11 protein-coding genes are annotated in these 13650 nt (G+C 41.0%); 10 read left to right on the forward strand and 1 reads right to left on the reverse strand.

What is annotated here, in order from left to right:
* Positions 1–107 precede the first annotated feature (107 nt).
* The 8 genes from gshB (at position 108) to lpxC (ending at position 9344) form a co-directional block, all read left to right on the forward strand.
* Entirely contained in the window at positions 108–1052 is a 945-nt protein-coding gene (gshB, locus tag KTJ10_RS11190; RefSeq protein WP_262442032.1) for a glutathione synthase, read from the forward strand.
* Positions 1053–1289: 237 nt separating this feature from the next.
* Positions 1290–2387, forward strand: coding sequence for an undecaprenyldiphospho-muramoylpentapeptide beta-N-acetylglucosaminyltransferase (gene murG, locus KTJ10_RS11195; RefSeq protein WP_032036138.1), 1098 nt, complete (start codon positions 1290–1292; stop codon positions 2385–2387).
* An 11-nt stretch (positions 2388–2398) separates the two neighbouring features.
* Positions 2399–3847 carry a UDP-N-acetylmuramate--L-alanine ligase gene (gene murC / locus KTJ10_RS11200; RefSeq protein WP_057075488.1) on the forward strand — a complete coding sequence of 483 codons (1449 nt, stop codon included), beginning with the start codon at positions 2399–2401 and terminating at the stop codon, positions 3845–3847.
* A 37-nt stretch (positions 3848–3884) separates the two neighbouring features.
* Complete coding sequence (locus KTJ10_RS11205; protein WP_002121862.1) at positions 3885–4811, forward strand: D-alanine--D-alanine ligase; 927 nt, start codon at positions 3885–3887, stop codon at positions 4809–4811.
* 2 nt (positions 4812–4813) lie between these two features.
* Complete coding sequence (locus KTJ10_RS11210) at positions 4814–5668, forward strand: cell division protein FtsQ/DivIB (protein WP_002122049.1); 855 nt, start codon at positions 4814–4816, stop codon at positions 5666–5668.
* 60 nt (positions 5669–5728) lie between these two features.
* Entirely contained in the window at positions 5729–6991 is a 1263-nt protein-coding gene (gene ftsA, locus KTJ10_RS11215; protein WP_002122057.1) for a cell division protein FtsA, read from the forward strand.
* 164 nt (positions 6992–7155) lie between these two features.
* Entirely contained in the window at positions 7156–8331 is a 1176-nt protein-coding gene (gene ftsZ / locus KTJ10_RS11220) for a cell division protein FtsZ (protein WP_002121912.1), read from the forward strand.
* Positions 8332–8441: 110 nt separating this feature from the next.
* The gene (gene lpxC, locus KTJ10_RS11225) at positions 8442–9344 is read left to right on the forward strand and encodes a UDP-3-O-acyl-N-acetylglucosamine deacetylase (RefSeq protein WP_199977150.1); all 903 of its coding nucleotides are present in this window, start codon (positions 8442–8444) and stop codon (positions 9342–9344) included.
* 97 nt (positions 9345–9441) lie between these two features.
* On the opposite strand, the gene KTJ10_RS11230 is transcribed toward lpxC, so the two are convergent.
* On the reverse strand, positions 9442–9888 hold the full coding sequence (locus tag KTJ10_RS11230; protein WP_005804431.1) for a DciA family protein: 447 nt from the start codon (positions 9886–9888) through the stop codon (positions 9442–9444).
* Between the two features lie 100 nt (positions 9889–9988).
* Here KTJ10_RS11230 and KTJ10_RS11235 point away from each other — a divergent pair, with 100 nt between their 5' ends.
* On the forward strand, positions 9989–10681 hold the full coding sequence (locus KTJ10_RS11235; protein WP_002121983.1) for a M23 family metallopeptidase: 693 nt from the start codon (positions 9989–9991) through the stop codon (positions 10679–10681).
* A 249-nt stretch (positions 10682–10930) separates the two neighbouring features.
* A complete protein-coding gene (gene aceE, locus KTJ10_RS11240) occupies positions 10931–13648 on the forward strand; it encodes a pyruvate dehydrogenase (acetyl-transferring), homodimeric type (RefSeq protein ID WP_014207931.1) in 2718 nt (905 codons plus the stop codon).
* Positions 13649–13650: the final 2 nt, after the last annotated feature.

Here is a 13650-nt window from a genome sequence, read left to right on the forward strand (position 1 = left end):
AATTCAAGATAAAGAAATAACCGATAAGGTTTTACTGAAATTAAGAAAAACCAGTGAAAAATCTCAGTTATACTCATGCTAATTTAAATTTTAAGAAGAGCTTGAGCATGCGTGTACTTGTCGTCATGGATCCGATTGAAACCGTAAACCTTAAAAAGGATTCAACCATGGCAATGTTGTGGGCGGCGAGCCGTCGTGGACATGAATTAGGTTATGCATTACAACAAGATTTATATATCGATCAGGGCAAAGCTTACGGCCTCATTTCACCGTTAAAGGTGTTCGAAGATTACAACCATTACTATGAGTTAGGCGAAAAGAAAAAAGAATCTATCGCGGCTTACGATGTTGTGCTGATGCGTAAAGATCCGCCGTTTGACATGAACTTTGTCTACACGACTTACGTGCTTGAGCAAGCTGAGCGCGAAGGTTCATGGATTATTAACAAGCCTCAATCACTGCGTGATTGCAATGAAAAACTCTTTGCAACGCAGTTTCCAGAACTGCAAGTGCCTACACTTGTAACATCACAGCAAAGTTTAATTCGTGAATTTATTAAAGAACATGGCGATGTAATCGTTAAGCCACTTGATGGTATGGGGGGGATGGGCATTTTCCGTTTGTACCAAGACGGTGTAAATATTGGTTCTACCTTAGAAATGCTTACAGAGCTAGGTACTCGTCCAATTATGGCTCAGCGTTATATTCCTGAAATTGTAGAAGGGGATAAGCGTATTTTAATGGTGAATGGTGAACCTGTTCCTTACTGTCTAGCTCGTATTCCACAAAATGGTGAAGTACGCGGTAACTTGGCGGCAGGTGGTTTAGGCCAAGCGCGTCCGCTTACTGAAAATGATAAATTGATCGCAGCTAAAATTGGCCCTTTCCTACGCGAAAAAGGTTTGATTTTTGTAGGCTTAGATGTGATTGGTAATTATGTCACTGAAATTAATGTCACTAGCCCAACCTGTATTCGTGAAATTGATGCTCAATTTGGTACATCAATTGCCGATGATTTATTTGATGTATTAGAAGCTGGTCGCACAGCTTAATTATTTATTTCAGGTGATTTTCAGCGGTATTTATTGGAAATCACCTGAAAATATATGAATTAATAAAATAACAATACTAAATACACCACAGCTTTGTAGGCATATTTTCAAAAAAGCACATCTTTCTGTTATAAACGAGTGAAATTAGCTTTTCGTTAATGAAGCTTTAGGATTAAAATAAACGGCTACAAAAATAGATGACAATTTCCATTGTTTTTTGAGTTGAAGAATTAGACCGTGACCGATTCACAGCAAAGCAAACCTAAACATGTCATGATGATGGCTGCCGGTACAGGTGGACATGTTTTTCCAGCCCTCGCCGTAGCCAAAAAACTTCAACAACAAGGTTGTCAGGTTTCATGGTTAGCCACGCCAACAGGTATGGAAAACCGATTATTAAAAGATCAAAATATTCCAATATATCAAATTGATATTCAAGGTGTTCGTGGCAACGGATTAGTCCGTAAAATTGCTGCACCTTTTAAAATTTTAAAAGCCACTTTAAGCGCAATGCGTTATATGAAACAGCTTAAAGTTGATGCAGTTGCAGGCTTTGGCGGTTATGTTGCGGGACCGGGTGGTTTGGCAGCACGCTTGTTAGGTATTCCTGTACTTATTCACGAACAAAATGCGGTTGCTGGTTTTACCAATGCGCAGTTGTCTCGTGTTGCTAAAGTCGTATGTGAAGCATTTCCAAATACATTTCCTGCTGGTGGAAAAGTCGTTACAACAGGAAATCCTGTACGTCATGAAATCACAGATATTTTAAGCCCAAAGTGGCGTTATGATGAGCGTGCGCAAGCAGGGCAGCCTCTAAATATTCTAATTGTTGGTGGTTCTTTAGGTGCCAAAGCACTCAATGAACGCTTACCTCCAGCATTAAAACAATTACAAGTTCCACTCAATATTTTTCACCAGTGTGGTCAGCAACAAGTTGAGGCAACTCAAGCACTTTATGCAGATGCACCAGCTAATTTAACTGTACACGTTTTGCCGTTTATTGAAGATATGGCAAAAGCTTATAGTGAAGCGGATTTAATTATTTGCCGAGCTGGAGCACTCACAGTAACAGAAGTTGCAACAGCAGGTGTGGCCGCAGTTTTTGTACCACTCCCTATAGCAGTTGATGACCATCAAACTGCAAATGCCAAATTTCTGGCGGATGTCGGTGCTGCGAAAATTTGCCAGCAATCGACCATGACGCCAGATGTTTTAAATGAATTGTTCACTTCGCTGATGAACCGCCAATTACTTACTGAAATGGCAGTGAAAGCGCGTCAACATGCCCAACCAAATGCGACTCAGCATGTGGTTGATCTTATCCAAAAAATGTAATCGGATTTACTATGTCTCCATCAACAGCTGCGAACCAAGCAAAAAAACTGATTAAAGTGCCTGAAATGCGCCGTATTAAACACATTCATTTTGTGGGGATCGGTGGCGCTGGGATGTGTGGCATTGCAGAGGTTTTGGGTAACCAAGGCTATAAAATTTCCGGTTCGGACATTAAAGCGTCTAAAACTACAGAACAATTAGAGAAAAATGGCATCAAAGTTTATATTGGCCATCAACCGGAAAATATTAAAAATGCCAATGTGCTTGTAGTTTCTACAGCAATTGATCCGGAAAATCCGGAAATTAAAGCTGCAATTGAACAGCGTATTCCAATTGTACGCCGTGCAGAAATGCTAGGTGAGCTTATGCGTTACCGTCACGGTATTGCTGTGGCTGGTACACATGGTAAAACCACAACTACAAGTCTTTTGACGACGATGTTGGCGGAAGAAAACCTTGATCCAACTTATGTTATTGGCGGCTTACTTAACAGTACAGGCGTAAATGCGGCGTTAGGTGAAAGCCGTTTCATCGTGGCTGAAGCTGATGAATCAGATGCATCTTTCCTTTATTTGCAACCAATGGCCGCGATTGTAACCAATATCGATGCTGACCATATGGATACCTATGAAGGAAGCTTTGATAAATTAAAAGATACGTTTGTACAGTTCCTTCATAATTTACCATTTTATGGTTTGGCTGTAGTTTGTGGTGATGATGCGAACATTCGTGAAATTCTGCCGCGTGTAGGCCGTCCAGTCATTACTTATGGTTTTAATGAAGATAATGACATTCGTGCAGTTGATATTGAACAAGATGGTATGCAATCGCACTTCACTGTGTTACGTAAAGGTCGTGAACCATTGCGTTTAACAATTAATCAACCAGGCTTACACAATGTTTTAAATGCCTTGGCAGCAATTGGTGTTGCCACAGATGAAGGTGTTTCTGATGATGCAATTAGTCGTGCATTAGAAGGATTTAGTGGTGTTGGCCGCCGCTTCCAAGTGCAAGGTGAATTTGAACTTGCTGATGGCAACGTTAAGTTAGTTGATGACTATGGACACCATCCGAAAGAAGTAGAAGCAACAATTAAAGCTGCTCGTCAAAGTCATCCAGATCGTCGTTTGGTTATGTTGTTCCAACCACATCGTTATTCTCGTACCCGCGATTGTTTTGATGACTTCATTGAAGTGCTCTCTCAAGTCGATCAATTATTATTGTTGGAAGTTTACCCTGCTGGTGAAAAGCCTATTGTGGGTGCAGACAGTCGTACTTTGGCTCGTAGTATTCGTTTACGCGGACAAGTAGAACCAATTTTGGTTGATCCGGTGGAAGGTAATTTGCAAAACATCATGCAAAATGTGTTACAACCAAATGACTTGTTATTAACGCAAGGTGCGGGTAACGTGGGAGCAATTTCAGTAGAACTTGCGCAACACCATTTGTATGTGAAATAAACAAAAAGTATTGAATTATCGGGTTAAGGATTTAAACGTGTCAAATGCTACAAAATTCGGCAAAGTTGCCGTGTTATTTGGTGGGAAATCGGCTGAGCGTGCTGTGTCTTTGGATAGTGGTCAGGCAGTTTTGGACGCTTTGTTACGTTCAGGTGTTCAGGCTGAAGCATTTGATCCACAAGACCGCAGTGTGACTGAACTTGTAAATTATGATCGTGCATTTATTGTATTGCATGGTCGCGGGGGTGAAGATGGCCAGATTCAAGGTGTACTTGAATGGTTAAATCTGCCTTATACAGGAACAGGTGTGCAAGGTTCTGCTATTGGCATGGACAAAGTTAAAACCAAGCAAATCTGGCAAGGTAGCGATTTACCTACAGCGCCATATCGCATTATTACTAAAGAAACAGATTTAGATGCGGTGATTGCTGAGTTGGGCTTACCTGTCATTATCAAACCTGTACATGAAGGCTCAAGTGTCGGCATGAGTAAGGTTGAGAAAGCAGAAGACTTTGCTGCAGCAATTGAAAAGGCGACTCAGCACGATGCTGTGGTGATGGCAGAAAAATGGATCACCGGTCGTGAGTTCACAATTTCATTCCTAAATGGACAACCTTTGCCTGTCATTCGTTTGCAACCACCAGCAGATGTTGCTTTCTATGACTATGAAGCGAAATATCAACGTAATGATGTAGAGTATGGTATTCCTTGTGGTCTTAGTGAGACTGAAGAGAAAAACCTACAAGCATTGTGTTTACGTGCTTTTCAGGCTGTGGGTGCAGAAGGCTGGGGTCGTATTGATGCGATGCAGGATGAGCAAGGCAATTTCTGGCTTTTAGAGGTAAATACTGTGCCAGGTATGACCAGTCACTCTTTAGTTCCAAAAGCTGCTAAAGCTGTTGGTTATAGCTTTGATGAATTGTGCGTTGCAATTCTTGAGCAAACATTGGAAGGTACGGCTTAAATATGGCACAACTTCCGGCTTCCATGCGCCGTAAACGTGCGGCTATCACCTCTATTCATGATAAACCGCCTACGCGTAAGCAGAAGCTTGCGAATGCTGGTGGATGGGTGCTGTTGGTTATTGCTTTTGTAGTGCTGGCAGTCGGAATTTATGGGCTATATAAAGTTATTACAGATGCAACAGTTGCAAAACTAGAAGTTGTAGGTTCGGCGTCTTCGGTTGAAACGCAACAAGTGATGCAACATGTTGCTCCAATTATAAAAGCAAATTATTTCACATCTGATTTAGAACAGATTCGTGACAAAACATTAGAAATTTCATGGGTAGACCGAGTTGTCGTATCTCGTGCTTGGCCCAATGGTATTCGTGTCCGTGTCATGCCTCGCCATGCTATCGCTCGTTGGGGAACAGGTCGCTTATTAAGCGATGGTGGCGATGTATTTAGTGAGGCAGAGCCGACGAATCATCCTGAACTTCCGTTGCTTCATGGGCCGGTAAGTCAGTCAAAAATGATGATGCGACGCTATAATGAAATTAATCAATTATTCCATCCTGTTAATTTACGCTTAAAAGAGTTATATCTGACTGAGCGAATGACTTGGTTTATGCAATTTGATTCTGGTTTACGCATTATTGTTGACCAAGATCAAACAATGAATAAGTTGCAACGTTTAAGTCATCTGGCACAATCTGACTTAAAACCGGTGTGGTCGAAAATCTCAGCCATTGATTTACGATATCGTAATGGATTATCTATTCAATGGAAGAACGCAACACCACCTAAAATTGTGAATGGTCAGTTTGTTGTAACGAGTGATGACACAAGCATTGCAGGTGGAACAAAAGCAAAGCCATAATACGTGGCTTTAAAATAGGCAATTTGCCTGGTATTAAACAACAAAGAAATGGTATGAGTGATGAGTGAAGCTGTTCCCTCAGTTGTTGCGATTGACATTGGGACGCATAAAGTTTCAGTTTTGATTGGAAAAATTCATGCGCCGGATAACATTCAAGTTATCGGTATGGCAACTGCTCGCAATCGAGGCATGAATAAAGGAAAAATTGTAAGCCTCGATAAAGTCATTGCTGCGATTAAAAATGCTGTTGCTGAAGCGGAAAATATGGCCGAATGTCGCATTCATAGCGCATGGGTATCTATTCCGAGTACCGAGTTGCAAAGTTTTTATGCCTCTGGTCGCACACCAGTATCTAATCCAGCACATGTGATTACAACAAATGAAGTCGTGCGCGCGTTAGAATTGGCAAAAGCAAGTCATGTGACTTCTGATTACTATTTAGCAAGTGCAGTGCCGTTAGGCTTTGAATTAGGTGATTCTGCTGAATGGGTGCAGAATCCAATTAATATGACTGCCCATAGTATGACTGGACATTATCAGTTAATGATGATGCCTATAGCGACTATGCAAAACCTTGATCGTGCCATGAAAGGTGCAAATATCGGGGTTGAAAAAATGGTAGTGTCTTGTCTGGCAACCGCTGAGGCAAGCTTACTGAAAGATGAAAAAGAGTATGGTGTTTGTCTAGTTGATATTGGTGCAGGCATTACCAATCTTGCTGTTTATCTAGATGGACGTTTGGCTCTAGCGCGTACGTTGCAGCGTGGTGGTGAACACGTTACACGTGATATTGCTGCTGTATTGCAAACCACGACAGAAGAAGCTGAACGAATTAAAATTCTGCATGGTTGTGTCGATTTAAGTGCTGTTAAGCCAGATCACATGATTCAGGTAGAAGGAATTGATGGCCCTCAAACAATTAGCCGAATTGAGTTGTCAGAAATTATTATTGCCCGTTATGAAGAGATCTTTAGCCAGATTCGCGATGAACTCGAACAAAGTGGTGCAATTCATGGTTTATACCATGGTGTAGTATTGACAGGGGATGCTTGTCAAATAGAAGGTATGGTGAGTTTAGCTCGTCGTATGTTGGGTGTATCTGCACATTTGGGTAATCCGCCGTTACAGGTTTATGCTGATGATCAACATCAAGCAGCCTTACGCCGTTCTATGTATGCAACAGCAGCTGGTTTGCTCATGTTTAGCCAAAGTGAGTTGCAAGATGCTGTTGAAGAGCCTGAAGAGGCAAATGACCGTTCGGTATGGGAACGAATGGTAAATGGCTGGAATGCGTTTAATAGCAAATTAAAAGCCATTTTTTAGGATGTATGTATTTATTGGTAGAATTGTTAGGAAGTTGTAAGAGAAAACCGCTGTACTTGACAAGGTTGGTATTGCACAGCATTCTTAAAATTAGTTATTTTTGAAAATCAAGGCAGTATACGGGCTGAAGTGACTGCCATAATGTATTAGGAACCCTAAAGGTCATGGCCTCATTTGAATTTATAGAAGATGAACTAAACGATGGCAACGGTCAAGCCCGTTTCACTGTATTTGGTGTAGGTGGTGGTGGCGGTAATGCCGTTCAACATATGGTGCAGTCTGATATTCAAGGTGTTAAATTCGTTTGTGCCAATACAGACAAACAAGCACTGGACTGTATGAATGCACCTTTCAAAATTCAGTTAGGCGAGCAAAGTACACGTGGTCTAGGTGCTGGTGCTAACCCTGAAGTAGGGCAAGTTGCAGCAGAAGAAAGCCGTGAAATCATTCGTCACCACCTTGAAGGTACCGATATGGTTTTCGTTACCGCTGGTATGGGTGGTGGTACGGGTACTGGTGCAGCGCCTGTTGTGGCTGAAGTTGCCAAAGAAATGGGTATTTTGACTGTTGGTGTAGTTACAACACCATTTAACTTTGAAGGCCGTCGCCGTTTAAAGTCTGCTGAGCGTGGTATTGAAGCACTTGAAGCACATGTTGATTCATTGATTATTATCCCTAACCAACGCTTACTAAGCGTATATGGCGATATTTCAATGAAAGATGCTTATAAAAAAGCTGATGACGTGTTGTTAAATGCTGTACGTAGTATCTTTGACCTTGTGGTTAACCGTGGTCACATTAACCTTGACTTCGCCGATTTGAAAACTGCAATGAGTACTCGCGGTTACGCAATGATGGGTGCTGGTTTAGGTCGTGGTGAAGATCGTGCGCGTCAAGCTGCTGAACAAGCGATCCGTAGTCCATTACTTGATAACGTAAATATTATTAATGCCAAAGGCGTGTTAATTAACATTACGGGTGGTGATGACATTACGTTACGTGAGACTGAAATCATTACTGATGTTGTGAACCAGATTGTTGACCTTGATGAAGGTGAAATCTTCTACGGTACAGTATTTGACCCAGATGCACGTGATGAATTACGCGTAACAGTGATTGCAACTGGTTTAACTCGTAATGCAGCAGATGCTGAACCGAGAAAACGTAATACGGTAAGCCATGCATCGTCTCAATCAGCTCAATCTGTTGATGAAGATGATGTTCCTGCAATCAATAAGCGTCAAAACGCTGATAATGAAGTCAGTAGCACAGCAAGTTCTACTCCGCGTTCTTCTCCAATGAGTATTCAAGATTACTTGAAAAATCAGCAACGTAAGTAAATAATCGTTAGATTTAATGAAAGGCAGTGTTTAAACACTGCCTTTTTTTATTTTTGATCAATGACTAAATATGCTAACGTATAGCGGTTTTAAAAAAGAAGTTACAAAGCATGGTGAAACAACGTACTCTCAATCGTGTGGTAAAAGCGAGTGGAATAGGTCTTCATAGCGGTCAAAAAGTGATGATCAATTTCATTCCACATACCGTGGATGGAGGTATTGTATTTCGCCGTATCGATTTGGATCCACCTGTCGATATCCCTGCTAATGCTTTATTGATTCAAGAAGCTTTTATGTGTTCCAACTTGGTAACGGGAGATATAAAAGTAGGAACAATTGAGCATGTAATGAGTGCAATTGCAGGTTTAGGAATTGATAACCTGATTGTTGAAGTATCTGCTTCTGAAGTTCCAATTATGGATGGTAGTGCCGGTCCATTTATTTACCTTTTAATGCAAGGTGGATTGCGTGAACTAGATGCACCGAAAAAATTTATAAAAATATTAAAACCCGTTGAAGCACTTATCGATGATAAGAAAGCAATTTTCAGCCCTCACAATGGTTTTCAATTAAATTTCACGATTGATTTTGACCATCCGGCATTTGCTAAAGAATATCAATCTGCCACGATCGACTTTTCGACTGAAACTTTTGTTTATGAAGTCAGTGAAGCACGTACTTTTGGTTTCATGAAAGATCTGGATTACCTGAAGGCAAATAATTTAGCACTAGGTGCAAGTTTAGATAATGCAATTGGTGTAGATGATACAGGTGTGGTCAACGAAGAAGGTTTACGTTTCGCTGATGAATTTGTTAGACATAAAATATTAGATGCAGTAGGTGATTTGTATTTGCTTGGTCATCAAATTATTGCCAAGTTCGATGGCTATAAATCAGGACATGCTTTAAATAATCAGTTGTTACGCAATGTTCAAAGTGATCCGAGTAATTATGAAATTGTAACATTTGATGACGAGAATCAATGTCCAATTCCATATGTGAGCGTGACATAAGTCATTGTCTTTACTTGGCTATGTTATAATGTAACATTAAAAAGTGTGATTTTTATCACATAATAATAATGATTCTAATTAAGAAATATAAAGCTCATCATTTTTTATTGCTTGCCAAACGTAGTAAAGCTTGGCTAAGCTTAGGGTCGCTCACAAAGTCGGCTGCACTACGTAACATTTCTTGTGTTTCCGGGGGGATGGGTTTAGATGGCTCAGATGAAGGTGCGTTTGGAATATTTTTATTTCTTAATCGAACTTGAATTCTTTGTAGGTCTTTTAGCCCTTCGAGCTGAGATAATTTAGATACATATTGGTTCTGTAAATAACTGAGTTGACTAATCATCGCTTGATTTTCACCAGTAATGATTAAAGAGCCATTTTGATAACACACAACCTGCCATTGTTCCGGTTGGGGCAATAAGGGTTGGATAATTTTCGTAAGTCTTTGCCATTGCGCGACTTGCGTTGTTAGAAACGTAAGGTTTCCTGTTTTTATGTGTTTTCCGGTTTGTTGAAAAACGTTATCGGGTTTGGACATGGTCATTCTCGGATAGATTCTTGTCTTAATCTTAAGCGTTCATTTCAATTGATATCAAGGAAGAGATCATAAGGAACTTGAGTAAGAACAGTTTCAAGAGGTTTTTATGCACACGCGTCGTATTTTATTAGCGTTTTCACTTGCCGCTTCGGCAGCATCAGTTGCTTTTGCAGATTATCAAACAATTAACCAATCTACTGATTCAGATCGATTGGAACAGCTATCAAAAACATTATCTCAAGGTTCATATACTCATCCCGATGATTTAGATCTTCCGGCGAGTGCGAAAGTTTCAGTGACCTTACGCCAAAAAACGGTTGAACTCAACAATGAGTCACTTGCAAAGAAGTACGGTAATACAACCGCAAAAAATTCTTTTAATGCCTCTTCTTCAAATTCTTACTCTTGGTTAGTTTCTCATCCTCTTCCTGATACTGTACGAGTTTCTTCAAACTTTGGTGGTCGTACCATGGGTGGCCGTGCAGAACATCATGGTGGTTTAGATATGGCTGCTCCGAGTGGCACGCCAATCTATGCTACAGGCCCAGGTATTGTAACCAAATCTGGCTGGGGCACTGGTTATGGTCAATATGTTGAAATTAACCATGGTAATGGCTATTTAACGCGTTATGCTCATGCTTCACGTTTAATGGTGCGTGTAGGCGATCAAGTATCTGCAGGCGAGCATATTGCTAATGTAGGGTGTACAGGTCGCTGTACAGGTCCGCATTTGCATTATGAAGTTGTAAAAGATGGGCAACGTAAAAACCCAACTACTTACTTGGCGATGCTTCCATAAAAGCATAGTTAAAAAAGTAAGGTTATTAAATTTATGAATCTAAAACTAAGCTAAACCTTTTTTAACGCAAAGATTGTATAAAAAAACGCCATTATTGGCGTTTTTTTGTTATTTTGTTTACTGCTCGGTCAATGACTATTCATTCAGAAAATAATAGGGCCCCCTCACATTCACCCGAGGCAATAACTTGAAAGGGGTAAAACGTGGTAAAAATACAAAGTAGATTAGAGAACAAGGAACAGGTGAATTATGGCGTTTTACGGTGACTCCGACGCACAAGAAACCCAAGAATGGCAAGATGCATTCGATTCAGTTTTACAACATATGGGGACTGAACGAGCGGCATTCTTGTTGGAAAAACTTTACCAACAAGCAATTGCTAAGCATGTTCCAATTCAACGTCTCAATACACCTTACTTAAATACAATTTCTGTTGAAGAACAACCTGCAATGCCAGGCGACCAAGATATGGAACGCCGTATTCGTGCATTGATTCGTTGGAATGCCTTAGCAATGGTACTTCGTGCGAATAAAACAGGTGATGATTTAGGTGGACACTTGGCGAGTTTCGCATCAAGTGCAACATTATATGACGTAGGTTTTAACCATTTCTTCCGCGCAAACAGCAATAGCTTTGGCGGAGATATGATTTATTACCAAGGGCATTGTGCTCCTGGTATTTATGCACGTTCATTCCTTGAAGGACGTTTAACTGAAGAACAGTTAAGTAATTTCCGCCGTGAAGTTGGCGGTAACGGTTTACCAAGCTATCCGCATCCATATTTAATGCCTGACTATTGGCAATTCCCAACTGTATCAATGGGTCTTGGTCCAATCATGTCGATTTATCAAGCACATATTCAAAAATATTTGATGAACCGTGGCTTGATTAAAGAAGAAGATCGTAAAGTTTGGGCTTATCTTGGCGATGGTGAGATGGATGAGCCAGAAAGTACTGGTGCAATTTCACTTGCTGGTCGTGAAAAGCTTGATAACCTTATCTGGGTTGTTAACTGTAACTTACAGCGTCTAGATGGTCCTGTACGTGGTAACGGTAAAATCATTCAAGAGTTAGAATCTTTATTCCGTGGCGCAGGCTGGCGTGTAATTAAAGTGGTATGGGGCCGTCATTGGGACCCACTTCTTGCAAAAGACACCTCAGGCGCTTTGAAAGCGGTAATGGAAGAGACAGTTGATGGTGAATACCAACGCTATCAAGTGAAAGGTGGTGCATACACGCGTGAGAAGTTCTTTGGCAAGTACCCAGAAGCTGCGGAACTTGTAAAAGACCTAAGCGATGAAGACATCGATAATCTCAACCGTGGTGGTCATGACCCTTACAAAGTGTTTGCTGCATATGCAGAAGCAATGAAAGCTAAAGGTCAACCAACAGTTATTCTTGCGAAAACTGTTAAAGGTTACGGTTTGTCTGAAGAAATTGAAGCGGTGAACAAAACTCACCAAATCAAAAAAATGCAGATTGACTCTTTGAAATATGTACGTGACCGTTTCAATCTTCCATTTACAGACGATAAGTTAGAAGAGCTTCCATTCTACCGCCCAAGTGAAAACTCTCCAGAAATGAAGTATATGAAGGCGCGTCGTGAAGCGTTAGGTGGTTACCTACCTGCACGTCGTAAAGAGAGTGAAATCTTAGCGATTCCTGAATTATCTGTATTTGATGCTGTATTAAATGGTTCAGGTGGTAAAGAACAATCTACCACTATGGTGATGGTTCGTTTAATTGCTTCTTTACTCAAAGAAAAAGCAATTAAAGACCGCGTAGTACCAATTGTTCCAGATGAAGCACGTACTTTTGGTCTGGAAGGTATGTTCCGTCAGCTCGGTATCTATGCTGCTCACGGTCAAAAATATACCCCAGAAGACCAAGAACAATTAATGCATTACCGTGAAGCAAGTGACGGTCACATGCTACAAGAAGGGATTAACGAAGCTGGTGCGATGAGTGCATGGGCTGCGTTGGCAACAAGTTATTCAACGAATAACTTGCCAATGATTCCAATGTATATGTACTACTCAATGTTCGGTTTCCAACGTATTGGTGACATTGCATGGGCAGCTGGTGATGCGCAAGCTCAAGGTTTCTTGTTGGGTGCAACTGCTGGTCGTACAACGTTGAACGGTGAAGGTCTACAGCACCAAGATGGTCATTCACATATCTTGGCGAACACTATTCCAAACTGTGTATCTTATGATCCATGTTTTGGTTATGAGTTAGCTGTAATCGTGCATGACGGTTTAAAACGTATGTATGTGAACCAGGAGCGTGTGTTCTACTACTTAACTGTAATGAACGAAAACTACGAGCATCCTGCAATGCCTGAAGGCGCTGAGGAAGGCATTAAACGTGGTATGTACTTGTTCGAAAAAGATGAAAAAGCAACTGTCCAATTACTTGGTTCAGGTGTGATTCTTCGTGAAGTGATCAAGGCTGCGAAAATCTTACGTGATGAATACCAAATCCATTCAAATGTTTGGAGTGTAACAAGCTTCAATGAGTTGTCACGTGATGGTATGGCATGTGAAGAATACAACCGTTTACACCCACTTTCTGAAGAAGTGAAAGAATCTTGGGTATCTAAACAGTTACGTGGTACAGAAGGTATCGTTGTTTCAGCAACAGACCATATGCGTGCTTATAGCGAACAAATCCGTGCGTATCTTCCAGATGGTCGCCCATTTGTTGCATTAGGTACAGATGGATACGGTCGTTCAGATACACGTGCTAACTTACGTAGTTTCTTTGGTGTTGATGCTGCACATATCGTTGTTGCTACTTTGAAAAAATTAGCTGACGAAGGTGAAGTGGACGCACGTTTAGTTAAAGACGCGATTTCTAACTTTGAGTTAGATACTGACCGTCCAGTGGCATGGGCTCCTCAAGCGCATCCAGAAGTTCAGGCAGTTGCTGAATATAATGAAACGCAAACAGGTGAGGGGAACTAAGC

It is taken from the genome of Acinetobacter sp. WU_MDCI_Abxc222 (assembly GCF_025514755.1).
Lineage (GTDB): Bacteria > Pseudomonadota > Gammaproteobacteria > Pseudomonadales > Moraxellaceae > Acinetobacter > Acinetobacter geminorum.